This is a genomic window from Micromonospora sp. NPDC047738 (assembly GCF_040642675.1).
Taxonomy (GTDB): domain Bacteria; phylum Actinomycetota; class Actinomycetes; order Mycobacteriales; family Micromonosporaceae; genus Micromonospora.
In genome coordinates this window covers 105,851-131,103 of the sequence record NZ_JBEYSO010000020.1, presented here as the reverse complement: position 1 = coordinate 131,103, position 25,253 = coordinate 105,851, and the positions used below count along the sequence as shown (strand labels likewise).

26 protein-coding genes are annotated in these 25,253 nt (G+C 74.2%); 9 read left to right on the top strand and 17 right to left on the bottom strand.

What is annotated here, in order from left to right; translation table 11 throughout:
- Positions 1-63: 63 nt before the first annotated feature.
- Together ABZ783_RS26460 and ABZ783_RS26455 are read right to left on the bottom strand one after the other, a co-directional pair.
- The gene (locus ABZ783_RS26460; protein ID WP_357442532.1) at positions 64-1,695 is read right to left on the bottom strand and encodes an MDR family MFS transporter; all 1,632 of its coding nucleotides are present in this window, start codon (positions 1,693-1,695) and stop codon (positions 64-66) included.
- Entirely contained in the window at positions 1,692-2,240 is a 549-nt protein-coding gene (locus ABZ783_RS26455) for a MarR family transcriptional regulator (RefSeq protein WP_357442530.1), read from the bottom strand. The genes ABZ783_RS26460 and ABZ783_RS26455 overlap by 4 nt, the downstream gene beginning before the upstream one ends.
- A 103-nt stretch (positions 2,241-2,343) precedes the next feature.
- On the opposite strand from ABZ783_RS26455, the gene ABZ783_RS26450 reads away from it, so the two are divergent.
- The 3 genes from ABZ783_RS26450 (at position 2,344) to ABZ783_RS26440 (ending at position 4,785) form a co-directional block, all read left to right on the top strand.
- Positions 2,344-2,961, top strand: coding sequence for a TetR family transcriptional regulator (locus ABZ783_RS26450; RefSeq protein WP_357442528.1), 618 nt, complete (start codon positions 2,344-2,346; stop codon positions 2,959-2,961).
- 45 nt (positions 2,962-3,006) lie between these two features.
- Complete coding sequence (locus tag ABZ783_RS26445) at positions 3,007-3,348, top strand: MmcQ/YjbR family DNA-binding protein (RefSeq protein WP_357442526.1); 342 nt, start codon at positions 3,007-3,009, stop codon at positions 3,346-3,348.
- 354 nt (positions 3,349-3,702) lie between these two features.
- Positions 3,703-4,785 (top strand): SRPBCC domain-containing protein, encoded by a 1,083-nt coding sequence (locus tag ABZ783_RS26440; protein ID WP_357442524.1) that lies wholly within the window; start codon positions 3,703-3,705, stop codon positions 4,783-4,785.
- Positions 4,786-4,875: 90 nt separating this feature from the next.
- On the opposite strand, the gene ABZ783_RS26435 is transcribed toward ABZ783_RS26440, so the two are convergent.
- The 4 genes from ABZ783_RS26435 to ABZ783_RS26420 all read right to left on the bottom strand — a co-directional run bounded on the left by ABZ783_RS26435 (position 4,876) and on the right by ABZ783_RS26420 (position 7,842).
- On the bottom strand, positions 4,876-5,286 hold the full coding sequence (locus ABZ783_RS26435) for a hypothetical protein (protein WP_357442522.1): 411 nt from the start codon (positions 5,284-5,286) through the stop codon (positions 4,876-4,878).
- Positions 5,287-5,609: 323 nt separating this feature from the next.
- Positions 5,610-6,422 (bottom strand): SigB/SigF/SigG family RNA polymerase sigma factor, encoded by an 813-nt coding sequence (locus tag ABZ783_RS26430; protein WP_073836783.1) that lies wholly within the window; start codon positions 6,420-6,422, stop codon positions 5,610-5,612.
- Positions 6,423-6,625: 203 nt separating this feature from the next.
- Positions 6,626-6,748 carry a 50S ribosomal protein L36 gene (locus tag ABZ783_RS26425; RefSeq protein ID WP_073836781.1) on the bottom strand — a complete coding sequence of 41 codons (123 nt, stop codon included), beginning with the start codon at positions 6,746-6,748 and terminating at the stop codon, positions 6,626-6,628.
- Between the two features lie 188 nt (positions 6,749-6,936).
- Positions 6,937-7,842 carry a winged helix-turn-helix transcriptional regulator gene (locus tag ABZ783_RS26420; protein ID WP_357442519.1) on the bottom strand — a complete coding sequence of 302 codons (906 nt, stop codon included), beginning with the start codon at positions 7,840-7,842 and terminating at the stop codon, positions 6,937-6,939.
- A gap of 83 nt (positions 7,843-7,925) precedes the next feature.
- On the opposite strand from ABZ783_RS26420, the gene ABZ783_RS26415 reads away from it, so the two are divergent.
- Positions 7,926-9,188 carry an MFS transporter gene (locus ABZ783_RS26415; protein ID WP_357442517.1) on the top strand — a complete coding sequence of 421 codons (1,263 nt, stop codon included), beginning with the start codon at positions 7,926-7,928 and terminating at the stop codon, positions 9,186-9,188.
- 137 nt (positions 9,189-9,325) lie between these two features.
- Positions 9,326-10,018, top strand: a complete 693-nt coding sequence (locus ABZ783_RS26410) for a hypothetical protein (RefSeq protein WP_357442515.1) — start codon at positions 9,326-9,328, stop codon at positions 10,016-10,018.
- A gap of 43 nt (positions 10,019-10,061) precedes the next feature.
- Here the strand turns inward: ABZ783_RS26410 and ABZ783_RS26405 are convergent, their stop codons facing one another.
- Complete coding sequence (locus ABZ783_RS26405) at positions 10,062-11,135, bottom strand: DUF4037 domain-containing protein (protein WP_357442513.1); 1,074 nt, start codon at positions 11,133-11,135, stop codon at positions 10,062-10,064.
- Between the two features lie 102 nt (positions 11,136-11,237).
- Here ABZ783_RS26405 and ABZ783_RS26400 point away from each other — a divergent pair, with 102 nt between their 5' ends.
- Positions 11,238-11,456 carry a hypothetical protein gene (locus ABZ783_RS26400; RefSeq protein WP_357442511.1) on the top strand — a complete coding sequence of 73 codons (219 nt, stop codon included), beginning with the start codon at positions 11,238-11,240 and terminating at the stop codon, positions 11,454-11,456.
- Between the two features lie 61 nt (positions 11,457-11,517).
- A complete protein-coding gene (locus ABZ783_RS26395) occupies positions 11,518-12,438 on the top strand; it encodes a 5'-3' exonuclease (protein WP_357442509.1) in 921 nt (306 codons plus the stop codon).
- Positions 12,439-12,497: 59 nt separating this feature from the next.
- Here the strand turns inward: ABZ783_RS26395 and ABZ783_RS26390 are convergent, their stop codons facing one another.
- Positions 12,498-15,287: a DEAD/DEAH box helicase gene (locus ABZ783_RS26390; protein WP_357442507.1), complete on the bottom strand. Its 2,790-nt coding sequence runs from the start codon at positions 15,285-15,287 to the stop codon at positions 12,498-12,500.
- Positions 15,288-15,373: 86 nt separating this feature from the next.
- On the opposite strand from ABZ783_RS26390, the gene ABZ783_RS26385 reads away from it, so the two are divergent.
- The gene (locus ABZ783_RS26385; protein WP_357442505.1) at positions 15,374-16,144 is read left to right on the top strand and encodes an HAD-IA family hydrolase; all 771 of its coding nucleotides are present in this window, start codon (positions 15,374-15,376) and stop codon (positions 16,142-16,144) included.
- Between the two features lie 102 nt (positions 16,145-16,246).
- Here the strand turns inward: ABZ783_RS26385 and ABZ783_RS26380 are convergent, their stop codons facing one another.
- From ABZ783_RS26380 to ABZ783_RS26370, 3 genes are all read right to left on the bottom strand, one after another.
- The gene (locus ABZ783_RS26380) at positions 16,247-17,173 is read right to left on the bottom strand and encodes a diacylglycerol kinase (RefSeq protein WP_357442503.1); all 927 of its coding nucleotides are present in this window, start codon (positions 17,171-17,173) and stop codon (positions 16,247-16,249) included.
- A gap of 131 nt (positions 17,174-17,304) precedes the next feature.
- A complete protein-coding gene (locus tag ABZ783_RS26375) occupies positions 17,305-19,356 on the bottom strand; it encodes a glycogen debranching N-terminal domain-containing protein (RefSeq protein ID WP_357442501.1) in 2,052 nt (683 codons plus the stop codon).
- Positions 19,353-19,730: an SCP2 sterol-binding domain-containing protein gene (locus tag ABZ783_RS26370; protein WP_357442499.1), complete on the bottom strand. Its 378-nt coding sequence runs from the start codon at positions 19,728-19,730 to the stop codon at positions 19,353-19,355. Before ABZ783_RS26370 ends, ABZ783_RS26375 begins: the two co-directional genes overlap by 4 nt.
- Before the next feature lie 195 nt (positions 19,731-19,925).
- Here ABZ783_RS26370 and ABZ783_RS26365 point away from each other — a divergent pair, with 195 nt between their 5' ends.
- Entirely contained in the window at positions 19,926-20,810 is an 885-nt protein-coding gene (locus tag ABZ783_RS26365; RefSeq protein WP_357442497.1) for an ABC transporter substrate-binding protein, read from the top strand.
- 9 nt (positions 20,811-20,819) lie between these two features.
- On the opposite strand, the gene ABZ783_RS26360 is transcribed toward ABZ783_RS26365, so the two are convergent.
- The 6 genes from ABZ783_RS26360 to ABZ783_RS26335 form a co-directional block, all read right to left on the bottom strand.
- Entirely contained in the window at positions 20,820-21,215 is a 396-nt protein-coding gene (locus ABZ783_RS26360) for a hypothetical protein (RefSeq protein ID WP_357442495.1), read from the bottom strand.
- Positions 21,216-21,374: 159 nt separating this feature from the next.
- The gene (tatC, locus tag ABZ783_RS26355) at positions 21,375-22,328 is read right to left on the bottom strand and encodes a twin-arginine translocase subunit TatC (protein ID WP_357442493.1); all 954 of its coding nucleotides are present in this window, start codon (positions 22,326-22,328) and stop codon (positions 21,375-21,377) included.
- Positions 22,329-22,346: 18 nt separating this feature from the next.
- On the bottom strand, positions 22,347-22,658 hold the full coding sequence (tatA, locus tag ABZ783_RS26350) for a Sec-independent protein translocase subunit TatA (RefSeq protein WP_357442491.1): 312 nt from the start codon (positions 22,656-22,658) through the stop codon (positions 22,347-22,349).
- A gap of 217 nt (positions 22,659-22,875) precedes the next feature.
- The gene (locus tag ABZ783_RS26345) at positions 22,876-23,124 is read right to left on the bottom strand and encodes a hypothetical protein (RefSeq protein WP_073836767.1); all 249 of its coding nucleotides are present in this window, start codon (positions 23,122-23,124) and stop codon (positions 22,876-22,878) included.
- Positions 23,125-23,134: 10 nt separating this feature from the next.
- Positions 23,135-24,142 (bottom strand): YafY family protein, encoded by a 1,008-nt coding sequence (locus ABZ783_RS26340; protein ID WP_357442489.1) that lies wholly within the window; start codon positions 24,140-24,142, stop codon positions 23,135-23,137.
- A complete protein-coding gene (locus ABZ783_RS26335) occupies positions 24,139-25,137 on the bottom strand; it encodes a WYL domain-containing protein (RefSeq protein WP_357442487.1) in 999 nt (332 codons plus the stop codon). The genes ABZ783_RS26340 and ABZ783_RS26335 overlap by 4 nt, the downstream gene beginning before the upstream one ends.
- Between the last annotated feature and the right edge of the window lie 116 nt (positions 25,138-25,253).

Here is a 25,253-nt window from a genome sequence, read left to right as displayed (position 1 = left end):
CCGGCCTGGGACGGTTCAGGGCCGCCGCCGGGGACGGCGACGGCCCTGAACCCTGGGGTCAGGTCAGCGGCGGGACGGATCGCGGTTCGTCCCGGCGTCAACGGGCACCTGGTCGAAGGCGGGTGCGCCGTCGACCGCGTCGGCCGCGACGGCGGCCGACCGTGCGGTGTCGGGCAGGTCGAGGCTGGACCGCAGGGTGACCGGCTTGAGCAGCAGCGCGGCGAGGATGCCGACGACGGCGATCGCGGCCGAGATGAGGAAGATGTGCCCGGTGGCGTCGCCGTAGGCGGCGCGGACGATGTGCTCCACCGGCGCGGGCAGGGCGCTGAGGTTCAGGCTGCTGCTTCCCCCACCGCCGTTGGTCGGGATGCCCGCGGCGGCCAGGTCGTGGGTGATCCGGTCGGTGACCCGGCGGGCCAGGACGGCGCCGAGCACGGAGACGCCGATGGTGCCGCCGAGGGAGCGGAAGAACGCCACGCTGGAGCTGGCCGCGCCGATGTCCTTGAGCGCCACCGTGTTCTGCACGGCGAGCACCAGGTTCTGCATGGTCATGCCGACGCCGGTGCCGACGACGAACATGGCCACGCCGAGCAGCACGAGCGAGGTCTCGTGGTCGATGGTGCCGAGCAGGGCGAAGCCGGCGACCAGGATGATCGACCCGGCGACGATGTAGGGCTTGATCCGGCCGGTCTGGGTGATGAGCCGGCCGACGACGATCGACGAGAGCAGGACGCCGGCCATCATCGGGATGGTGAGCAGGCCGGCCTCGGTCGGGCTGTAGCCGCGGCCGATCTGGAAGTACTGGCCGAGGAAGACGGCGCCGCCGAACATGGCCATGCCGACCGCGAGGCTGCCGAGGATGGCCAGGGCGGTGGTGCGTTCCCGGACGATGTTGAGCGGGACGACCGGCTCGGCGGCCCGCGACTCGACCCAGGCGGCCAGGGCGAGCAGGAGCAGCGAGCCGCCGACCATGGTGCCGCTCTGCCAGGAGATCCAGGCGAACGAGCTGTCGACGAACGAGATCCAGATCAGCAGCAGGCTGACCCCGGCGGCGATGAGCGACGCGCCGAGGTAGTCGATCTTGACGTTGTCCCGGCGCACGGTGGGCAGGCGCAGCGTGGCCTGGAGCAGGACCAGCGCGACGACCGCGACGGGGACGCCGACGAAGAAGCACCAGCGCCAGCCGAGCCAGGAGGTGTCCACGATGAGACCGCCGAGCAGCGGGCCACCGACGGTCGCGAGGGCCATCACGCCACCGAGGTAGCCGTTGTACCGGCCGCGCTCGCGCGGCGGGATCATCGCCGCGATGGCGACCTGGACGAGGGCCTGCAGGCCGCCGACGCCGATGCCCTGGAACGCGCGGGCGCCGATGAGCTGGCCGGCGTTCTGCGCGAAGCCGGCGGCCACCGAGCCGGCCAGGAAGACCACGATGGCGGCCTGGATGAGGATCTTCTTGTTGAACAGGTCGGCCAGCTTGCCCCAGATGGGGGTGGTCGCCGTCGCGGTGAGCAGGGTGGCGGTGACCACCCAGGTGTACTGGGTCTGCGAGCCGTTGAGCGCTCCGATGATCTTCGGTAGGGCGGTCGAGACGACCGTGCCGCTGAGCATGGCGACGAAGAGCACCAGCAGCAGACCGCTGAGTGCTTCCAGCGTCTGTCGCTTGCCCATGGGCTCGGCTGCGGTGGGTGCGCTCATGCGGCCACCTCGCTGCGCTCGGCGGCCGCACGAGGCTCCGCCGCACTGCGTCTGATGATTCGCTCGCTGCGCTCGCTCATTGCGCGTCCTCCAGGTTTGTCGTGGTGTGCGAGGGCGACCTCGATGTCGCGGGTGAACCGGCCGAGCGCGGCGGACAGCGCCGCCACCTCGCCGGGGGTCCAGTCGGCGAGCGCTCGGGCGAGCACGCCGCCGTACCAGTCGTAGGTGTCGGCCAGGGCCGCCCGGCCGGCCGCGGTGACGGTCAGGTGGCTGGCCCGCCGGTCGCTGGGGTCGGCACGCCGGTCGACCAGGCCGTGCGCGACCAGGGCGGCGACCGCCCGGCTGACGGTCGACGGGTCGAGCCGGGTCCGCTCGGCCAGTTCCCGGGCGTGGCACCCGGTGGCGCAGCGGTCGATGTGCATGAGGAGGCCCACCAGGCCGGGCGGCACGACCGGCCGGTCGTCGGCGCGCTGTTGCTTGAGCAGCCGCACGCCGGTCAGCAGCTCCTGCAGGCGCGTGCCGAGTTCGCGGGTGGCGGGGTCCACGGTTGTCCTCCAGACGGAGTTGGTTGCCTCAAGCAATAATTGGCGAATCTTGCGCAGTAGGCAAGTTTGCTCGTTGAGAAATGGATCACGTAGGCTGGTGCGCATGTCGGAGGGCACCGGGCTGCGGGAACGCAAGAAGGCGGCGACCCGGCTCGCCCTGCACGAGGCGGCGCTGCGCCTCGCGGTGGAGCAGGGACCGGAGCGGGTCACCGTCGAGGCGATCGCGGACGCCGCCAACGTCTCCCGGCGGACCTTCTCCAACTACTTCTCCAGCAAGGAGGAGGCGCTCTTCCACGGCGACACCGTGCGGCTACGCCGGATGCTGGAACTGCTGCGCGAGCGGCCCACCGACGAGCCGCCGTGGACCGCGCTGAGCCGGGCCGCCCTGCAACAGGCCGGCGAGATGTTCGAGGACCCCACCGTGTCCTGGCTCACCCGACGCCGCCAACTGCACGGACACCCCGGCCTCCTCGCGCACCAGGTCGCCGCGTACGGGGCGATCGAGCGGGAACTGGCGGGTGAGCTGGCCCACCGGCTCACCGGTCCCGACCCCGCCTTGCGCTCCCGGATCCTGGCCGCCGCCTTCCTGGCCACCCTGCGGGTCGCCGTCCAGTACTGGTTCGAACAGCCGGACGGCCCGCTGGTCGACACGCTCCGGGCCACGCTCGCCCTGGCCGCCCCCGCCGCCGCGACCGAGGGCCGCACCAGCGCGCACCGCTGACGCCGGACGCGGACGATGTCGTACGGCGGAGTTACCGTCCGTCCCGTGGTCACCGTCGATGACGTCCGGGCGCTGGCCCGGACGTTGCCCCGCACCAGCGAGCACCTGATCCGCGACCGGATCAAGTTCCGTGTCGGCGCCATCGTCTACGTCGCGTTCTCCCGCGACGAGCGGACGATGGGCTTCGGCTACCCGAAGGAGCAGCGGGACGGCCTCATCGCCGCCGAGCCGGACCTGTTCTTCCTCCCCCGCCCGTCCGACCTGCGGTTCAACTGGGTGTGCTGCCACCTCGAGCGGCTCGACCACGACCAGATGACCGAGCTGGTCACCGAGTCGTGGCGGATGGTGGTGCCGAAGTTCCTCGCCAAGCAGCGGCTGGGCGACTGAGCCCGGCCGTCACAGCCCGTCGATCAGCTCGGCGACGTGGGGCCGGGCCGGTCGCGCGCCGGGCGACCAGCGGGACGACCGACGGCCCGGCCCATGCCGGCGGATTCGGCCGCGCGCGCCGGGGCGGCGCTGACAGACTCGTCGGGTGGGCGGGAAGGGGTGGCGGGGACGGCTGGGGCCTGCTGTCCCGATCGCCCCGGCCGCGCGCGTGGACAAGTTCGAGGTCTTCTTCGAAGTGAGGCCGCCTGGCGGGCCCGCTGGCACGACGAGGGCCCGGAGCAGCCGGCGCAGTGACGCACGCAGAAGGGCCGACCGTCCGGAATGGTGGGACAGCCCGGGCCGTAGCATCTGCGCGTGATCGAGATCGGCACCGAGGTCGAACTGTTCCACCCGCCTGCCCGGGTCTGGCGAGCGTTGACCGACACGGCGTACCTCACCAAGTGGTTCGTCGAGACCGCGCCGGCGGCGGACGCCCCGGACCGGCTGCTGCTGCGGACGGCGGGGCTGCCCGGCTTCGACGCCGACGTCGAGGCGACCGTGGTCGAACGGCAGGCGCCGGAGCGGCTGGTGCTGCATTGCCAGGAGGGCGACCGGCAGACCGTGCTGACCTGCACGATCGCCCCCACCAGCCACGGCTGCCGGCTGTCCCTGTACGAGATGCTGGAGCAGGGCGAGTGGAACGACGCACAGGGCGACCGCCGAGCGGAGCAACACGAGCAGGCGCTGGCCGTACGGCTGCCGGCAATCCTCGACTGGCTGGCGTTTCAGCAGGTCGACCTGCGCCGCGCCGAGGGCGGACTGACCGCCGAACTGCCGGTGGTCCGGTTGCTCGGGGACGGCCGGGCCCGGACCAGGCGCCTGTGGGCGGTGGTCATCGGCGCGCTGGCCTGCCTCGCGCTGCTGGTCGGGGCGGGGGTGTGGGCGACCCGGCGGCCGGCCGCTCAGCTACCGGACACCACACCGCAGTCCGCGCCGCTGGTCCTGCCCAGCGCCACCAGCCGCGCTCCCCAGCCCACCCCGACCCGCACGGCGGCCGCCGCGAGCCGGCACAGCCCTACCCCGACTCCAACCCCGACCCCGACGGCCACGCCCAGCCGCGCCCCCAGCGCGACGACGCCGGCCGCCCCCGCCCTGACCGCCAGCTACGAGACCGTCTCCGACCGGCTGTTCGGCTACCGGGGCGCGGTGACGATCACCAATCCCGGCAGCGCGGCGAAGGATGGCTGGACGGTACTCGTGACGCTCGGGGCGCGAGCCGAGATCGGCAACGTCAATGGGGCCGACGGCAAGCAGAACGGGCAGGTCGTCACCTTCACCGGACCGGCCGTGCCGGCCGGGGGTTCGCGGACGTTCCGGTTCGACGTCCGAGACCCGGACGCGTCGGCCACGGCGCCCGCCGGCTGCACCATCGACGGCGCGGCGTGCGCCGGCCTGTAGGGCCTGCCCGACCCGGGGCTGCCGGCCGGCGGGCAACCGCCCACGGCGGCCCGCGCCGGGGCGATGTCAGTCCCCGGTCGGCCGGGTGGGTCAGGCCTGCGGCAGGCCCTGGTGGTTGAGGTAGAGCACGACGCGGAACTGCTCACCGTCGTCGTGCAGCAGGAACGAGGAGGCGAGCGGCACCGGTCGGCCGCCGTCCACCCGGGATGCCTCCCAGTCGGTACGGGCGAGGACGTAGCGGTCGTCGAGGCGCTGACAGGTGACGCCGGTCAGCGCCGCGGGGCCGAGCCCGAGGTCGGCGAAGAGTTGCGCCCGACGGGGCAGCGCGGCGAGGAACGCGGCCCGGGGGACGGGCCGGGCGCCGGTGTCGTCGGCCAGGAGGAACGGGTCGGCGAAGCAGTCGTCGACAGCGGGGCTGTCCGCGGGGCCGGCGGCCGGCCCGACCGCGGCGAGGAAGCTACGGACGCGGCTGTCGAGCGGGACGGTGGAAGCGTCGGGCAACGTGACTGGTCCTTCCCGGAGGGCGACCGCGCCGGGATGGCGGGCCGTCGGTGGAACCCCGGGCGGCGCGACGGGACACACCCCCACGGAGCCGCCACGCTACCAGTCAGAAGCGGACATAATACCACGTTACTTCACAGAAATCAAGTGCCACCCGGTTCACTCACCTCGCCGTTCAGCCGATGCCCCGGCTCGGGAACGGCGACCGACGACGACGGACAAAGGGTGAACTGAAGCGCCCCGCCACCGGGGAACCGGTGACGGGGCAGGGAACGCGGCACGCTCGTGCAACTACGGGGCGGCGCGGAGTCCGCCCCGGCGGATCAGGCCTCGGCGAGCTGGCCGCGCAGCTTGGCCAACGCGCGGGCGAGCAGCCGGGACACGTGCATCTGGGACACCCCGACGCGGGCGGCAATCTCGCTCTGGGTCAGGTTGCCGTAGAAGCGGAGGGTGAGGATCCGCTGCTCCCGCTCGTCCAACGTGGCCAGCGCCGGCCCGAGCGAGGCGCGCAGCTCGGCCAGCTCGTACTCGCCGTCCTCGGTGCCGAGGGTGTCGCCCAACTCGGTGGCGCTGTCGCCGTCGCCGATCGGGGTCGACAGCGAGACGGCGTTGTAGGCGCGGGCCCCTTCCAGGCCCTCGAGGACCTCTTCCTCGGTGAGGTCGAGATGGGCGGCGATGTCAGCCACCGTGGGGGCCCGGTTGAGGGTATGGGTCAACGTGCTGTTCGCCTCGGAGATGCGCAGCCGCAGCTCCTGGAGGCGACGCGGCACGCGGATGTTCCAGGTGCGGTCGCGGAAGTGCCGCTTGATCTCGCCGAGGATGGTCGGGATGGCGAACCCGGCGAAGTCGACGCCGCGGGAGGCGTCGAACCGGTCCACCGCCTTGATGAGGCCGAGGGCCGCCGTCTGGGCCAGATCGCCGGTAGGCTCACCCCGGCCGCTGTAGCGAGCGGCGAGGTGGTTGGCCAGCGGCAGCCACGCCTCGACAACCTGGTTGCGCAGGGCCGGCCGGTCCGGATGCTCCGCGGGCAGCGCGGCAAGGGCGGCAATCAGCTCGCTGGCCCGGGTCTCCTCGCCGCTGGTCGCCGTGCGGTGCACGTCCGTGGTCGTCGTCGGCGCGATGGTCGTCGTAGTCATACTGCCCTTCCTGTCCTGGGGAGACGGGGCTCCCAGCACCGGTCGTGTCAGTCACCCTAGACCAACGGTCGTCATCCAATCAACCGAACGGACGATGGATATAGCGCCCATAAACTGGCAATCTGGTACCAACTCGCCGCACGGCGGGGGTGGCGCGCGCCACCAAACCCGCCGTCGACGAGAATTCACCCGGGTCAGTTCGGTCAGCCCTGGCGGGCCTTCTGCCGTGGGTCCGCCTTGTTGAGCACGAAGACCTTGCCGCGCCGGCGCACCACGATCGAGTTGACCTTCCGCTTCAGCCCACGGAGAGAGCTACGGACCTTCATTCCGGTTCACCCCGTTCCTGCTGGATTCTCGGCCGTCCTGATCGCGTACCCGACGTCGGCGTGGCCATGCGGGCAGGGGTGGTCGGGAGACGGCCGCCGGCCGCCGGGTGGCCACCCGGCGGCCGTCCCGCTGTCAGGCGATCGTGCAGGGGATGCCGTCGAGGGTGAAGGAGCCGGGCTTCCCGGTGTTACCGCTGTGGTCGGTGCCATGCCTGGCCGACGGCCCGTCGGCGGACCTCGTCGAGCATCTCGTCGACCGAGCCGGCCGGGTCGGTCACCGGGAACTGCACCGCCCGCACCACCGACTCCGGGTCGATCAGCAGCGTCAGCCGCTTGAACCGTGGCACCCCACCCGCCCGGAACGTGGGCAGCAGCAGGCCGGCGCCGAGCCGACCGTCCTCGTCGGACAGCAGCGGGTACGGCAGGCGGGCGTGCTCGGCGAAGGCCCGCAGCTGGTCCGGCCGCTGGGTGCTCGCCCCGCGTACCTCGGCGCCGGCGGCCCGGAAGAGCTCGTGCCGGTCGGCGTAGGTACGGGACTCGAGAGTGCATCCGACGGCGCCGGGGATCTCCCCCCAGGCCGGCGGAGGGCCCTGGGTCCCCGGCGCGAACGCACCCGGGAACAGGTAGAGCACGGTCCACCGAGCGGGCACGGCGGGTGGTTCCGCCCCACCGTCGTGCCGGCGCAACGTCATGTCCGGTATGCAGCGACCCACCAGGCGGTGCACCCGGCGCGCCTCGGCGGAGTCGGCGTCCGCCGTGGCGGTGAGCTCACCGTCACCCATCACGTGCCGGGTCCCCCAGTCCTGCAGAGCGACCAGCACGGGCAGCAGCGCCTCGCCCTTGCCGGTCAGCAGGTAGTCGTGGCGCGGCGGGTGGGCCGAGTACGGCCGGCGGCGCAGCACCCCCTGCTCGACCAGGCCGCCGAGCCGTTCGGTGAGCGCCCGCCGGCTGACCCCCAGTTCCCGCTGCAGCGCGTCGAACCGCGTGGTGCCGCCGGCGATCTCGCGGACGATCAGGAAGGTCCACCAGTCGCCGAGCACGCCGAGCGCCTGCGCGATGCCGCAGTCGGCGTCGCCGAGATCCGCGCGCCTCACACTCCACCTCCCGCTCGGCCGGCCGCCTCGACTATAGTCCGTTCCAGATTGGAACTCACTGGCTCGGATCGGGGGTTGGCGGCATGTCCGTCGGGCAGGGGGCCGGGGTGTTCTGGCGCTGGTGGACGGCCGGCACGTCCAGCTCGGTGGGGTCGGCGGTCGGCGCGGTCGCGCTGCCGCTGACCGCGCTCACCGTGCTGGACGCGTCCGCGTTCGAGATGGGGTTGATCGCCGCCGCGAACTACGTCGCCTGGCTGGTGATCGGGCTGCCCGCCGGCGTGATCGTGCAACGGCTGCCGCTGCGCGGTGCGCAGGTCGGCGCCGATCTGGCCCGGGCGCTCGCGGTCGCCTCCATCCCGCTCGCCTGGTGGTGGGACCTGCTGACCATCGCCCAGCTGGTCGTCGTGGCCCTGGTGGTCAGCTTCGCCAACGTGCTCTTCGACGTCGCCAACGCCACGTTCCTGCCGGCCATCGTCTCCCGGGAGCAGTTGCACGCCCGCAACAGCCTCACCTCGGCCACCCACGCCAGCACCCAGCTCAGCGGGCCGTCCCTCGGCGGCCTGGCGGTGCAGGCGCTCGGCGCAGTGCCGGCCGTGCTGGTCGACGCCGCCAGCTACCTCGTGTCCGCCGCGCTGCTGTGGTCCCTGCCCGCCCGCCGCGGCGACGCCCCGGACCGCTGGCCGCCGGTGCGCGCCATGATCGGCGAGGGCTGGCGGTACGTCACCCGCCACCCGGTCATGGGGCCGACCATGTGGACGGCCACCGCGGTGAACTTCGTGTGCGGGGCCCAGCTGGCGGTCTACCCGCTCTACCTGGTCCGGGAGCTGCACGCCCCGGCCGCCCTGGTCGGCGTGCTGCTCGCGGTCGAGGGGGTCGGATCGCTGGTCGGCGCGACGCTGACCCCATGGATCACGAGACGGTGGGGCACCGCCCGGTCCCTGGTGGTCGCCTGCCTGCTCGCGGTCGGGGGCGCGTTCCTGGTGCCGGTCGGCGCCGGCTGGCCGGCATACCTGGCGTTCGCCGCCGGCAACGTGGTCTTCGCCGGCGGCGTGGTGGTGCTCAGCGTGACCACCCGCACCTACCGACAGACCGCCAGCCCGCCGGACCTGCTCTCCCGGGTGATGGCCACGGTCCGCTTCGTCTCCTGGGGCGCGATCCCCGTCGGCGGGCTGGCCGCCGGCGCGCTGGCCGGCCTCGCCGGGGCGCGCGCCACGCTGCTCGTGTTCGCCGCGGCCACGGCGCTGGCCCCGCTGGCCCTGCTCCTCTCCCCCGTCCGCAAGCTGCGCGACCTCACCGACCTGCGGGTCGACGACCCGGCAGAGCGGACCGTCGCGGCGGTCGGCTGACCCGGGGCAGCGTCGCCGTGGGCGCTGCTTCCACGTCGCTGCCGTGCGGCGGCCAGGACCGGGGTGCTCCCTTGACACCGAAAGCTAATGGCATTAGCTTTTTGGCTACAGCGAATAGCTAGCTCCGCGGGGACCCCGTGGCGTTCCTCGCCATCGCTGCCCACACCTCCCCTCAACGAGTCAAGGAGCCCCCGATCAGCCGGATCCGAGTCGGCGCCGCCGCCTTCGCCGCCGCAGCCGTCATGTTCGTCCTCTATCCCGCCCTCCGCCCCTGGCACGACGAGTCCACCGCAGCCGGCGCCCTCGCCGCGATGTCCGCCGGCACCTGGGTGCCCGCGCACACCTTCGCCATGATCGGTTTCATCCTGGTGCCGCTCGGCCTGCTGGCCCTCGCCCAGGCCGTCGCCGGCACCCGGGCCGGCCGCACCGCCGTCACCGCCTTCGTCACCGGTGCGGTCGGCGCCGGCCTGGTGCTGCCCTACTACGGCGCCGAGGCGTTCGGCCTGCACGCGATCGCGACCCAGGCCGCCGCCAACCCGCAGATCGACATCCTCGCCATGGCCGACCAGGTACGGTTCGACCCGGTGGCGGGCACCAGCTTCCTGGCGGGCCTGGTGGCGCTCGGTGTCAGCGCCGCCCTCGCCGCGGCAGCGGTCTGGCGCAGCGGCCGGATGTCCAAACTCAGCGGGGTGCCGTTCGCCCTCGGATTCCTGCTCTTCCTGCCACAGTTCTTCGCCCCGGCGGCCATCCGGATCGGGCACGGCGCGCTGGTCGGCGTCGGGCTGCTCTGGCTCGCCACGGCGCTGTGGCGGACGAACTCCACGCGCTGACCGACCGCCCGGGCCGGCCGGTCCCGCCCGCGTGGCGTGGCGGTCAGTCCGGCAGGACGGCCGCGGCGATCCGGCGGACCCGCTCCGGGTGGGTGAGCACGGCGACGTTGTCGAGGTACTGGTCGACAGCGCCGACCGGCGGGCGGGCCCGCAGGTCCGGGTCGGTGACGGCGGCGTGCAGCGCGGCGACGAACCGGTCCGCGTCCAGGACCAGGAACGGCCGGTGGTGGAACTGCCGGACGCTCGGGTCGACCGGGGCGGCCAGCCCGGTGTCGTTGGTCCAGGCCGCGACGGTCTCCAGCGCCCTGACCAGCCCGGCCTGCCGCTCCGGCCAGCCGCCCGTGCCGAGGGCGGCGGCCAGCGCGTCCAGCACGGGGGCCGCCGGCGGCAGCGCGGCAAAGACGGTGCCCAGCCACTTCGCGTACGGGGGCCAGCGGCGGTGCAGCAGCAAGCCGAGGCGCATCAGGTCCCGGGCCAGCCCGCCGGTCACCACCCGACTGCCCAGCTCGTCGCCGACCTCGGCACACCGGCCGACCAGATGCTCGGCCTGGCCGATCCGGTGCCAGCCGGCTGCCAGCACGTACCGCCACACGTCGTCCGGATACCAGGCCAGCCGGGCGCGAGCAGCGGTCAGCGCCCCGTCGAGCCCGTCGTGGAAGACCGCCCCACCGGTCAGCTCGGCCAGCCGCTGCGTGGGCACGGCCAGCCAGTCCGCCACCCCCAGCCCGGCGCGCGGATCGCAGCCGAGCCGCCCGCGCAGCCACCCGCCCAGCTCGTCGACGCTCACCCCGTGCCGGTCGCCGTCGGCCCGCACCACGCCCAGCCGGACGTCCGGGCCGCCGGCGAACCGGGTCGGCCAGCCGAGGAACTCCGCCGGCAACTCCGCGTCCAGGAGCGCACGCACCGGCGCGACGTCGGCGGGATCGGCGACGAAGAGCTGCGTACGCGGCCCCCAGTCGTGGTCGGTGGAGCGCGGGGTGTCCAGCCCGAGCAGCTCCGAGCCGCCGTCGAGCAGCCCGGCGGCGTACCGGACGGCGGGCAGGCGGCGGGCCAGCAGCGGGGCGAGCACCTCGTCGTGGAAGCGCCGGCAGAGCGTCAGGCCGGGTACGAACGCCATGCCGTCAGTCTGCCGGGCGCGCACCGGGCCACCCACCGGTTATCGGTCCACCGGCCGGTCGACGTGGATAACCTGGGGGAAAGAGTCCAGGGAGGCGGGGCGGTGTCGGAGACCGGTCGGGGGGCCGTACGGCGTCGCCGGCTGTTGTGGGCCGGCGTCCTCGCCGTGGTCGGGCTGGCGCTGCTCCTGGTCGGCCTGATCGTCGCCAGCGGGACCCTGGCCTGGGTCGAGGTGGTGCTGGCGGTCGTCCTGCTGGTCGCGAGCTACGCGCTGCAGCGGGTGGCCCGCCGGGAGACGCTGTACCGCCGCGACGGCGGCTGACGGCCGGGCGGCACCGATCGCCGTCCCCCACCTCGTCACACCGCTGTGCCAGGCTGGTGCCGTGGCACACCGACCCCCGATCCTGCTGATCGACTCCCCCAGCCTCTACTTCCGCGCCTACTTCGGCATCCCCGAGTCCGCCGCGAAGACCGACGACGGCCAGCCGGTCAACGCCGTCCGCGGCTTCCTCGACATGCTGGCCCAGCTGATCCGCACCCGCCGGCCCGACCGGATGGTCTGCGCACTCGACCACGACTGGCGCCCGGCGTGGCGGGTGGAGCTGCTGCCGTCGTACAAGGCGCACCGGGTCGCGCCGGAGGGCGGCGAGGTGGTCCCGGACACCCTCTCCCCGCAGGTGCCGATGATCCTGGAGGTGCTCGACGCGTTCGGCATCACCGCCGTCGGCGCCACCGGCTACGAGGCCGACGACGTGCTCGGCACCCTGTCGGTGACCCAGCCCGGCCCGGCTGAGGTGGTCTCCGGCGACCGGGACCTGTTCCAGCTCGTCGACGACGCCCGCCAGGTGCGGCTGCTCTACATCGGGCGGGGCGTTTCCAAGCTGGAGGACTGCGACGACGCGGCCGTCCGGGCCCGCTACGGCGTCCCCGCCGACCGGTACGCCGACTTCGCCGCCCTGCGCGGTGACCCGAGCGACGGGCTGCCCGGGGTGCCCGGGGTGGGCGAGAAGACGGCCGCCCGGCTGATCGAGCGGTACGACGGGCTGGACGGCATCCTCGCCGCCCTGGACGACCGGGGCGCCGGCTTCGCCCCCGGGCTGCGGACCAAGCTGGAGGCGGCCCGGGACTACCTGGCCGTCGCGCCGAAGGTGGTGCGGGTCGCCACGGACGTACCGCTGCCGCAGCTGGCCACCGCGCTGCCGACCGCGCCCGCGGACCCGGACCGGCTGCTGGAGCTGGCGCAGCGGTGGAACCTCGCCGGCTCGTGCCGCCGCCTGGTGGACGCCGTCGCCACCGGGTCCTGACCGGCGGCGTCGCTCCCGCCCGCCGCCGGAGCCGCCGGGACGGCAGCGGCCACGCCTGATCAGGCGGCGCCGTGGTAGGCCAGCACCCCCCGCTTGACGGCGGCGATCGCCTGCCGGGCGGTGGCCCGCAGCTCGGTGGAGGCGCCGCCGGAGTCGGCGAGCTGACCCAGCAGGTCGACCACCTGCCGGGCCCAGCGGACGAAGTCGCCGGCGGGCATCTCACCGTCGATCTGGTGCCCGCTGGCGAGGACCTTGGCGAGGGCCTCGCCGCGCGCCCACCGGTAGATCGGCCAGGCGAAGCCGAGATCCGGCTCCCGGGTGACGGCGAGGCCACGGGCGGCCTCGTCCGCCTCGATGTCGCTCCACAGCTTCAGCGTCTCGTCGACCGCGTCGGCGACCGGCCCACGCGGCAGCGAGACCCGCTCGTCCACGTCCCGGCGGGCCTCGAATACCACCACCGACACGGCGGCGGCCAGCTCGGCCGGGGACAGGCCGTCCCACACCTTCCGGCGCAGGCACTCGGCGACCAGCAGATCGGCCTCGGTCCAGATCCGGCCGAGCATCCGGCCGGCGTCGGTGACCTCGCCGTCGGCGGAAAGGTAGCCCCGCGCGGTCAGCAGCGCCACGATCCGGTCGAAGGTACGGGCCAGCGACCCGGTCCGGCCGGCGACCCGCTGGCGCAGCTCCTCGGTGTCGCGCTCCAGGCGGCGGCTCCGCTCCGCCCAGCGGGCGTGCTCCTCCCGGTCCGGGCAGGCGTGGCAGGGGTGCCGGCGCAGCTCGGCGCGGAGCTGGCTGAGCCGGTGGTCCTCGCCGACCGCCTGCTTGGAGCGCCCGCCCCGCCGGCCGCCGTGCCGGTCCAGCCCGGTGCCGCTGACCGCCGCGGCGAGATCCCGCCGCGCCGCCGGGGACCTGTGGTTGAAGTGCTTGGGCACCCGGATCCGGGCGAGCACCTCGGCCGGGGTGGTGAAGTCGCCGGGGGTGACCCGCCCGGCCCAGCGGTCCTGGGTGAGCACCAGCGGGCGCGGCTCGCCGAAGCCGCCGGTGGCCGGGTCGAGCACCACCGCCAGGCCGGCCCGCCGCCCGGACGGCACCCGGATCACATCACCCACCCGCAGCCGCTCCAGCGAGGCGATCGCGGCCGCCTTGCGCTGGGTCTGCCCCTGCCGGGCCAGCGCCCGCTCGCGGTCGGCGATGGCCACCCGCAGGGCGAAGTACTCGTCGAAGTCGCCGTGGTGGCAGGCCGCCTCCGCGCCGTACGCCTCGATCATCTCCGTGTTGCGCTGCACCTGCCGCGCCAGGCCGACCACCGACCGGTCCGCCTGGAACTGCGCGAACGAGGACTCCAGCAGCGCCCGGGCCGGCTCCGCGCCGACGCTGCCGACCAGGTTGACCGCCATGTTGTACGACGGCCGGAAGCTGGACCGCAGCGGGTAGGTGCGGGTGGAGGCGAGGCCGGCGACGTGCCGGGGGTCGGTCTCCGGCGACCAGACCACCACCGCGTGCCCCTCGACGTCGATGCCCCGCCGGCCGGCCCGCCCGGTGAGCTGCGTGTATTCCCCCGGGGTGAGGTCGACGTGCGCCTCGCCGTTGAACTTCACCAGGCGTTCCAGCACCACGCACCGGGCCGGCATGTTGATGCCCAGCGCCAGGGTCTCGGTGGCGAAGACCGCCTTGACCAGGCCGCGGACGAACAGCTCCTCGACGACCTCCTTGAACGCGGGCAGCATGCCGGCGTGGTGGGCGGCGAGCCCGCGCTCCAGCCCGTCGAGCCACTCCCAGTAGCCGAGGACGGAGAGGTCCTCGCCGGGAATGGCGGTGACCCGGGACTCGACCACCCGGCGGATCTCCGCCCGCTCCTCGGGGGTGGTGAGCCGTAGCCCGGCCGCGAGGCACTGCTGCACGGCGGCGTCGCAGCCGGCCCGGCTGAAGATGAACAGGATCGCCGGGAGCAGCCCCTCCCGGTCGAGCCGGTCGACGATGTCGGGACGCATCGGGCCGCGCCAGCGTGGGCCGCGCCGGCCGGCGCCGGGGCCGGCGCTGCGCCCCTCCCCCAGCTCGAGGCGGCGCATCGTGTCCCGGGTGTAGCGCAGCAGCTCGGGGTGCACGTCGTGCTTGCGGGCGGCGTCGGCGTCGTGGAACAGGTCGAACATCCGCTTGCCGACCAACATGTGCTGCCAGAGCGGCACCGGCCGGTGCTCGCTGACCACCACCGCGGTCTCGCCCCGCACGGTGACCAGCCAGTCGGCGAACTCCTCGGCGTTGGAGACGGTCGCCGACAGGGAGACCAGAGTGACCGAGGCGGGCAGGTGGATGATCACCTCTTCCCACACCCCGCCGCGGAACCGGTCGGCGAGATAGTGCACCTCGTCCATCACCACGTAGGCCAGGCCCTCCAGCGTGGCCGAGCCGGCGTAGAGCATGTTGCGCAGCACCTCGGTGGTCATCACCACCACAGGGGCGTCGCCGTTGATCGCGTTGTCGCCGGTGAGCAGGCCGACCTGCTCGGCGCCGTAGCGGTCCACCAGGTCGTGGTACTTCTGGTTGGACAGCGCCTTGATCGGGGTGGTGTAGAAGCACTTGCGCCGCATGGGCGGCCCGCCGCCGTCGGCCGCCGTCGGGCCGCCCCGCAGCGCCAGGTGTACGGCGAACTCGCCGACCACCGTCTTGCCGGCGCCGGTCGGCGCGCAGACCAGCACCCCGCTGCCCCGCTCCAGCGCCTCGCACGCCTCGCGCTGGAAGTCGTCGAGGCCGAACCCCAGCTCTTGGGCGAATTCGTGCAGGGCCGGGAAGGCGGAGGCCTGCGCGGCCCGGCGGCGCGCCGCGGCGTACCGCTCGGCGGGGCTCGACATGCCTTCAAGATTAATCGGTACGGCCGACGACCACCGGCCAAGGCCGTCCGGCAGGGCGGTCGGTGCGGGTCGGTAGGGTGCACGACGTGCCGGACCATGCCGAATCCCCCCAAGCCTCGAGCGGCGCCGACGACGCCGTCCGCCCGAGCACGTCCCGCCGGCCCGTGGAGGCGGTGCTCTTCGACTTCCACGGCACGCTCGCGCAGGTGGAGGAGCCGCGCGAGTGGGTGCAGGCCGCCGCGGCGGCGTGCGGGGTGGAGCTGGACCGGGTCCGGGCCACCGCGCTGGCCGACCGGCTGCTGACCGCCGGGCGGGCCGGCGGCCCGCTGCCGGCCCGGGTACCGCCCCGGCTCGCCGAGCTGTGGGCCGACCGTGACCTATACCCGCACGCCCACCGCGGCGCGTACACCGGGCTCGCGGAGACGGTCGACGTCGGCATCGAGGGGTTCGCCGACGCGCTCTACGAGCGGGTGCTGATCCCGGACGGCTGGGTGCCGTACCCGGACACCGAGGCGGTGCTGACCACGCTGCGGGCCGCCGGGGTGAAGGTGGCGGTGGTCAGCAACATCGGTTTCGACCTCCGGCCGCTCTTCGCCGCCTGGAAGCTCGACGGCCTGATCGACGCGTACGCCCTGTCGTACGAGGTGGGACGTTGCAAGCCGGACCCGGGGATCTTCTGGCGGGCGTGCGGGATGCTCGGCGTCGATCCCGAGCGGGCGCTGATGGTGGGCGACACCCCCGCCGACGCGGGGGCCGTGCAGGCCGGCTGCGCCGTGCTGGTGCTGCCCTGCGCCGACGCCGGCAGTCCCAACGGGCTCGGCGCGGTACTCGACCTGGCCCTGCGTCCCGACGCATGATCCGCCCCAGCTCGGGGACACGGGAAGGTCGGCGATGCCCGGGCAACGCCGGCTCGGCGACCCGCTGGGCAGCGGCCGCCAAGGTCACCCCCGGCGGCCCGGTCAGCGAAGCAGCCGCACCGCCCCCGGCACCGCGCTGATCCGCACCGGCAGGTCGAACGCCCGCTCCCCGTCCGCGTAGGTGGTGATGCCGGCCGCGTCCAGCTCCACCGTACGGGCCCGGTAGCTGCGCACGAGTGGGTGCGCGACGTGCGTGCCCTGGTAGATACGGGGCTTGACCCGGATCAGGGTGCGCCGGTCGAACCGTCCGCCCACCACCACGTCCAGCAGCCCGTCGGTCGGATCGGCATCCGGGCAGATCCGCATGCCGCCGCCGTAGCTGGCGCAGTTGCCGACCGCGACGAGCACCCCGTCCAGCTCGTGCTCCACGCCGTCGAGGCGCAGCCGGTAGCGGCGCGGCCGCAGTCGGGCCAGCTCGACCAGGATCGCCAGGTCGTAGCGGCGGGGCCCGCGGGGCCAGCGCATCCGGTTGGCCCGCTCGTTGACGATGGCGTCGAAGCCAGCCGCCAGCACCGCCCCGTACCAGCGGACGCCACCGTCGGCGCTGGTCAGCCGGGCCAGGTCGACGGGGTGGGTCCGGCCGCCCCGCAACGCGTCGACGATCACCTCGACGGCCGCGACCGGGTCGGCGGGGAAGCCGGTGTCGGCGGCGAAGTCGTTGCCCGTGCCGGCGGGGACCGGGCCGAACGGCACCGCCGTACCGGCGACGGCCTGCAACGCCCGGTGCACCGTGCCGTCCCCGCCGACCGCCACCAGCGCGGCGGCGCCGTCGGCGACCGCGGCGCGGCAGGCCGCCTCGGCCTCGTCCGGGGTGGCCGCCTCCAGCAGCCGGACCGGCCGGCCGGCGCCCGCCAGCCGATCCACCAGCCCGGGCAGCAGGCCACGGTGCCGCCCACGGCCGGCGGTCGGATTGGCCAGCACGGCGACGGGGCCGAGGGGAACAAGATCGTGCGCGGTCACGGCGAGCACCGTACGGCACGACCCACCCCGCTCACCAGGGGAGAAACCCGTGCTCACCGCCCGGCCACGCCGCCCGGGGAACCACGGCGCAGCCAGGTGAGGCTAAGCGGGGGTCGGCGGACCCTGGGGCGGCGGGGCGGTCAGGGCCGAGGGCGGGCCAACCCGATGCCGATCACATCGATCCGGCCCCACCGTCCGGGCACGTCGAGCAGTTCCACCCGGCCGAACCGGGGTGGCACCGACGGCGACATCAGCAGGTGTTCCCCGGACGGCTCCAGCCCGAGCAGGGCGCGCAACAGCAGGAAGACGGTACCGGTCGCCATCGCCTGCGGACTGTTCGCCGTCGGGTAGCGCACCGGGTAGCGGGTCAGCTCGCGGCGATAACCGGCGAACGCCTCCGGCAACCGGCCCTGGAAGTACCGGGACGCGTCGATCATGGCCTCGGCGATCCGGCCGGCCTCCGCGACAAGCCCGTACCGGCGCAGCCCCCAGGCGATCAGCGCGTTGTCGAACGGCCACACGGCGCCGACGTGGTAGCCGAGCGGGTTGTACCGCGCCTGCCCCTCGGCGAGGGTCCGCACGCCCCAGCCGGAGAAGAGCCGCGGGCCGAGCAGGTGCTCGGCGACCTGCCCGGCCCGCTCCGGCGGCACGATCCCGCTCCACAGCAGGTGGCCCATGTTGGACGCCAGCGCGTCGACCTGCCGGCCGTCGCCGTCTAGGGCGAGCGCGTAGTAACCCCGGTCGGCGATCCAGAAGTCCCGGTCGAAGCGCTCCCGCAGGGCGGCCGCCTCCCGCTCCAACTGCTCGGCGTACACCGGGTCGCCCCAGAACTCCCGGGCCATCCGGGCCCCGCGCAGCTTCGCGTCGTACGCGTACCCCTGCAGCTCACAGAGGGCCACGGGCGGCGCGGCCAGCCGCCCGTCGGCATGGCAGATCGCCTCCGGGGAGTCCTTCCAGCCCTGGTTCTCCAGCCCGGCCTGCTCGTTGCGCCGCAGGTACCGGATGTAGCCGTCGCCGAGGAGGTCGCCGTACTCGTCGATCCAGTGCAGCGCCGCGCGGGCCTCGTGCTCGTACTCCCGCACCAGGTCCGCGTCGCCGGTCCACTTCTCGCACTCGTCGAGCAGGATCACATAGAGCGGCGTGGTATCGGCGCTGCCGAAGTACGGGGAGTCCGGCCGCTCCTCGAAGGCCGCCAGCTCGCTGTAGCGGAACTCGCGCAGGATCTTGCCCGGCTCCTCGTCGCGGAAGTCGTCCAGCACCGAGCCCTGGTCGATGCCGAGCATCCGCAGCGTCGCGGTGGCCAGTTCCGGAGCCACCGGCAGGGCCTCGAAGCTGGTCAGGATGGCATCCCGCCCGGTGATAGTGGCGACCCACGGTAGGCCGGCGGCGGGCATCGCCTCGTCCGGCAGGGTCAGCGGCGAATACCGCAGCGACGCCAGGTCCACCAGGCTGCGCCGATAGGCGTCGGTCAGCGCGTCCCAGTCGCAGCAGAGCTGGGGCGCCCGGTCCACCCACGCCGTCAGGTCCTGGTGCCGCTCGGCGGCGCTGCGCCGGGGTCGCCCCTCGAACACCTCCCGGACGTCCCGGCCGTCGGGGCGTGGCACCAGCGACCGCACCCGCAGCGTGGTCGTCCAGCCCTGCTTGGGAGCCACCCGCACCGCGTACGTCAGCCCGCGCTCATCGATCCGCGCCGGCTCGCTGCTCGAGACCACCGTCTCGCGTTGAAACCGTTCCCGCCGGTAGCCGAGGCGCAGGCGGCGTTCCTCGATCCGTTGGTAGAACCGCCCCGGCGGAATGCGCTCCTGATCGATGGCGCGAATCGGCGCGAAGTCGTTCGCCACGTCCAGCCGTACGGTGAAGTCCACCGGCACCCGGTCGTGGTTGAGCACGGTCAGCCGCTCCTCGAACACGCCACCGGTGATGGAGCGTTCCCGGATCACCGAGGACTTGGCGTCCACGTAGTGGGTCGGGGCGCCCGGCACGAGGAAGAAGCGCAGCGTGACATGGTCCCGTTCGGCGAGGGACAGCGGGTGCAGGCGGTCGCCGTCCAGGGTGAGTCGCCACAGCGACAGGAACCGGGTGTCGAAGTCGAAGAAGCCGCTGGGGTTGCTGGGCGTCGCCTCGATGTCGCCGTTGTCCTCGCTGAGCACGAAGATGTTGCCGTCCATCACGCGGACCAGGTTCGACGTCATCCGCGCTCCCCACGTCCGCCCGCCACGGCCCGCGGGTGGCGTCCCCCGGCCGGCGCGGGGAAGAGGCGCTCCAGCAGGATCACGAAACGGAACCGCCCCTCGGCGGTGATGTCGTTGCGCAGCCATGCCGGGAGGGGCTTCGCCTCGCCGCGGGCCATCCGGGCGAAGAAGTCCCGGTCGGTGCGGAAGACCGTGTCGGCGTCGCGCCGCTCGCGGCACACCGTGACCCGGCCGTCGGCGATGGTCAGATGCCAGACGTCGACGCCGTCGGGCCCGTCCAGCTCGAACCGGACCGTGCCGGCGGTGCGGCGGTGCAGCCGTTCCGGAGGCCGACGGGCGAGCCGCGCGAAGTACGCCTCGATCGGATCGGACACCGCACGCCTCCCAGGAGAGGGCCGTCGCACCGGGCGGCCCGGCGGGTGGTGCGGCCCAGCGGCGGCGACGACGGACGCGACCGGATCCTGCTCCGGCGCCGCCTCAGACTATCGCCGAGGTCCGGGCCGGACGCCCGGATCGTCGGAACTGCGGGGCGGTGCCGCCGGCGTGGTGCGGGCGGGCAGGATGGCGGGATGCGCATCGTGTCCCTGCTACCTTCCGCCACCGAGATCGGCTACGCGCTCGGCCTCGGGGACGAACTGGTCGGGGTCACCTTCGAGTGCGCGGTGCCGGCCGCGTACCGGGCCGGCACGACGGTGGTGGTGGGCGGCCGGGACACCCGCGGCATGAGCCCCGGCGAGATCGACACGTACGTGCGGGCGCAGCTCGCCGCCGGCGCGGACCTCTACACCCTGCACGCGGGCGCCCTGGCCGGGCTGGACCCCGACCTGATCCTCACGCAGGACCTGTGCCGGGTCTGCGCGCTGCCCTCCGGGCGGGTGGCGGACGCCGTGGCCCACCTGGGCTGCCGGGCGGAGGTGCTGTCGCTCGACCCGTACACGCTGCCGGACGTGCTCGGCACGATCCGGGCCGTCGGCGCGGCGGCCCGGGTGCCCGACCGGGCGGAGGCGCTGGTGGACGGCCTGCGCACGCGGCTCGCGGCGGTCGGCGCGGCGGTGGCCGGCCGGCCCCGGCGGCGGGTGACGGTGGTGGAGTGGGTGGATCCGCCGTTCGGCGCCGGGCACTGGATCCCGGACCTGGTCCGGGTGGCCGGCGGGGAACCGGTGGCCGCCCACCCGGGCACCCGGTCGACGCCGACCACCTGGCCGGCGCTCCAGGCGGCCCGCCCGGAGGTGGTGCTGGTCGCGCCGTGCGGATACCACCTGGACGGGGCGGTCGCGCAGGCCGCGACGGTGGTTCCGCACTTTCCCGGCGCGGAGGTCTGGGCGCTCGACGCGGACGGGCTGATCGTGCGGGCCGGCCCGCGCCTGGTCGACGGCGCCGAGGCGATCGCCGCGATCCTGCACCCGGACGCCGTGCCGCCGCCACCGGAAGGAGCCGTCCGGCGGGTGGCCTGATGCCGCCCGCTACGCGGATCGGCCCGACGGGCGGCCGTCGCGGCCGAGCGGGGCAAGCCGGCGCCAGCGGGGCAGTTCGGTGACCACGGTCGCAAGAGCCAGCGCGGCCACCGCCACGGCGACCGGCCGCGGCCAGGCGAACCACGCCGAGACCGCGGCGGCGACCAGTTGCAAAACCACCAGCGCGACGGTGACCACCCCGGGCACCGGCACGATCGCATGCTTCTTGTCCCCCGGGGTGGCCAGGACAGTGGGCAGGCCGATCAGTACCAGCACCGAGGCGACCGCCAGTGCCACCGAGTGTGGGGCGAGCGCCCACGGCGTGGCGACCCAGGCGACCAGTTCGATGAGGAAACGCAGCGCCGAGGCGAGGTCGGGGCGGCGCGGCGGGCGGTCGTCGATCACGGCGGCCAGTATCCGCCCACCCGGGCCGCCCCGGATACCCGGTTGCCGTCGTCGGCGCGGGCGGGCAGGGTGGACCTGCGACACAGCCCCGATACGCGGAACGCCGTCCCCGGCCAGGGACGGCGTTCCGGTGTACCTGCGGCAAGCGATCCGGTCAGGTCAGGTCATGTCGTCGTAGCGGCGCTCGATCGGCGCCGGCGCGTCGATCGGTTCGGGCGTTCCGATCGGGGCGGAGGCGTCGACGCGCGTTCCGGCCTCGATCGGTTCGGTGGACAGGTCCAGCGGCGACACCTCGTCGTCGGCGACGCCCGCGTACATCTCCCGGCCCCGGCCACGCCGCTTGTCGTTGAGGAAGGCCACGCCGACCGCGACGAAGTAGAGCAGGGAGAGCGCGGCCGCCAGCAGCGTCATGCCGAACGGACCCGGGTCCGGGGTGGCGATCGCCGCGAACGCGAACGACACGAAGATCACCACGCGCCACCAGCTCAGCAGCCGCCGGGCGCTGGCCACCCCGGTGAAGTTGAGCATGAGCAGGATCAGCGGGAACTCGAACGCCACCCCGAACAGCAGGATCATGTTCGTGACGAACGAAATGTACGCGCTGACCTCGAACTGGTTGGACAGCCCGCCCACCCCGGACTCCATCAGGAACCCGAGGCCCTTGTCGACCACGAAGTAGGCCAGCACGGCGCCGGCGGCGAACAGCGGCGCGGCGATCGCCACGAAGACGTACGCCCACTTGCGTTCGTGACGGTGTAGACCCGGGGCGATGAAGGCCCAGAGCTGATAGAGCCAGACCGGCCCGCCGATGATCAGGCCGAGCCAGAGCGCCAGCTTCAGCTTCAGGAGGAAACCGGTCGTCGGCGCCAGCGCCAGCAGGTCCTGGCAGTGCCCCAGCGCGTCCGTTGTGCCGGGCAGCCGGCAGTACGGCCGCTTGAGCACCAGAAACACCGGGTCGGCGAGCCAGAAGCCGGCGGCCAGGCCGGCGACGATCGCCAACGACGCCCGGAACAGCCGGTTCCGCAGCTCACGGATGTGCTCCATGAGCGTCATCGAGCCGTCGGAGGCCCGCTCGAAGTTGCTCGGGCCGCGCTTCTTCAACGCGAAGGCCACGGTGGTGGGCCCTCCGGATCAGTTCTCGCGGACGCGCTGCACCGGGTCGACCGGCTGCTGCGGCTGCGGCGCGTACTGCTGCTGCGGGGGCTGCTGCGGCGCGTACTGCTGCTGCTGGGCCGGGTTCGGCGGGAGCGGCTGGTAGCCGGCCTGCGCGTCGGCCTTCTCCGCCAGGTCGCGGTCATCGTCGTGCAGGCTCTTGGTCTCCGCCTTGATGATCCGCAGCGAGCGGCCCAGCGAACGGGCCGCGTCGGGGAGCCGCTTCGCGCCGAACAGCAGGATCAGCACGACCACGAGTACGGCGATGTGCCACGGCTTGAGGGCACCCATGGGAAGCTCCAGTCGTTCAAATGTCGGTCAGGGGTGGTCGCAGCCCATCGTACGTGGGTCGAAGGGCCTTGCCACCCTGACGGGCCTGCCGGTGCGGGCCCGGTCGGTGAAGTCTCGACCAACCCGAAGTGTCCCGTCAACCACCTGCGGCGGCGCGATCGTGCGCGGAACCGCCCGGGACCGCGCAGCTAGCGCCCGCCGGACCGACCGCCGTCGATCACTTTCCGCGCCTGGCCTTGATCAACGCCAGCCGTTCCTGGGTGACGGTCAGCCGCTCCTGGAGGCCCTCGGCGCGGCTCTGGAGTTCCTCGGCGACCGACCGCATCGCCTCCGCCTCGGCCTGGCGGCGCTGCAGGGCCACCGCCGCCCGGCGCAGCCGGGGCAGCCGCGCCAGCACCGGCCGGACCGCCAGGGCCAGCACGAGGAGCGGGAACAGCACGACCCCGAGCACGATCCACGTCACCACGGCGGTCAGCCTACTGGGTGCGGCCGGCCACCGCCGGGTTGGCGCGATCCACCGGCGTCGCGTACGCGTCGAGCGCGGCGGCCGCCTGGGCGCGGACCTGCTCGGCCAGCTCGGCCGGGGCGACCACGGTGACGTCCGGGCCGAGCCCGAGCACGAACCGCCGCGCCCAGCCCAGGTCGGTGACCCGCAGCGACACCAGCCACTGCTCACCGTCGGCCTCCACCCGCTCGCACGGGTAGTACTCGGTGATCCACCGCTCGCCCCGGCCGACCCGCAGGGTGATCAGCGGCAGGTCGGCCGAGGGCCGGAACACCCCGTCGCTGAGGTCGTGCGGGCGGGCCTGCGGCGGCACCACGGCCGCCTCGTCCAGCTCGGTGACCGCGTCGATCCGGTCGGCCCGGAACAGCCGGACCGCCTCGGCGCGGCGGCACCACGCCTCCACGTACGCCCGGCCGCCGACCATCAGCATCCGCAGCGGGTCGATGGTGCGCTCGGTGGTCTCGTCCCGGGCCGCGGTGTAGTAGGTGATCCGCAGCGCCCGGCCCCGCTCCACGGCCGCCCGCAGCTCACGCACCCGGGCGGTGTCGCCGGGCAGCCGCACCTCCACCGGGGCGCCGGCGAGGTCTCCGGCCGCGCTCTCGATCTTGGCGAGGGCCCGCTCCACCGCCTCCCGGTTGGCCACCCCGGGTGTCTCGGCCAGCATCCGCAGCGCCACCACCAGGGCGAGCGCCTCGTCCGGGGTGAGCCGCAGCGGCCGGTCGATGCCGGCGTCGTAGGTGATGGTCACCCGGTCGCCGTCGAACGCCATGTCGATCAGGTCGCCCGGGCCGTAACCGGGCAGCCCGCACACCCAGAGCAGCTCCAGGTCCTCGCGGAGCTGCCGCTCGGTCACCCCCAGATCGCCGGCCGCCTCGGCGATCTCGATGCCGGGGCGGGCGAGCAGGTAGGGCACCAGGTTGAGCAGCCGGGCGAGCCGGTCCGCCGAGGCGCGGCCACCGCGGGCCGCCGGGCGGGTCACCGGGCACCCCCAGCCACCGCCAGCTCGTCGTGCCGGGCGGCGATCTCCTTCAACCGCTGGATGACCGCCTCGCGGACCTCCGGCGGCTCCAGCACCCGGGCGTCCGGGCCGTAGCCGACCACCTGGCCGGCCAGGTAGTCCGCGTCGGCGTACGGCAGGACCAGGCGGTCGCCGTCCGGCCCGCAGCTGATCTCCACCGCCCAGCGGCGCAGCCCGGCCGCCCGGCCGGGGGCGACCAGCACGGTGGCCCGGCCGGTCCGCTCCACCGGCCCGGACCAGCGGGCCACGTGGCTGATCAGGTCCACCCCGGCGGGCGGCTCGTACGCCCCGGGCTGGCCGGTCACCCGGACCGTGCCCACCACCCGGGACAGCCGGAAGCAGCGGGCCGCCTCGCGGTCCAGGTCGTGGCCGACCACATACCACCGGCCGCGCCAGCAGACCACGCCCCATGGCTGCAGCCGGCGGCGGGTCGGGGCGTCCCGGTCCGGCACCCGGTAGTCGAAGTTGACCTCCCGCCGGTCCCGGGCGGCGGCGGTCAGCGGGGCGAACGCCGGGTCGACCGTGACCATCGGCTCCAGGCCCAGGGTGGCCTGCGGGTCCACGTCGATGCCGGCGGCGCGCAGCTTCGCCAGCCCCGACGAGGCGGCGGCGGCCAGGCCGGCGTGCTGCCACAGCCGCGCGGCGATGCCGACGGCGGCGGCCTCGTCCGGTTCGAGTGGAATGTCGGGCAGGGCGTACTCGCGGGGGGCGATCCGGTAGCCGGGCTCGGCGTCGAAGACGCTGGCCGTGCCCGTCTCCAGCGGCACCCCCAGCTCGCGCAGCTCAGCCTTGTCCCGTTCGAACTTGCGCTGGAACGCCTCGTGGTCCTTGGCGTCGTCCGGGTCGTGCTCGTAGCCGGGCACGGTCGCGGCGATCTGGGCGGCGGTGAGGAACCGTCGCGTCGACAACAGGCAGATCACCAGGTTGACCAGGCGTTCGGTACGGGTCCGGGACACGTGTGAACGCTAGCAGCCCGCGCGTCCTGGGCGTGCACCCACGCGGGCGCGCCGCGCGGAACGCCGCACCCGAGGCGGCCGGGCCCCGCCCAACGCGGGCCGTCCCGCTCGACCGG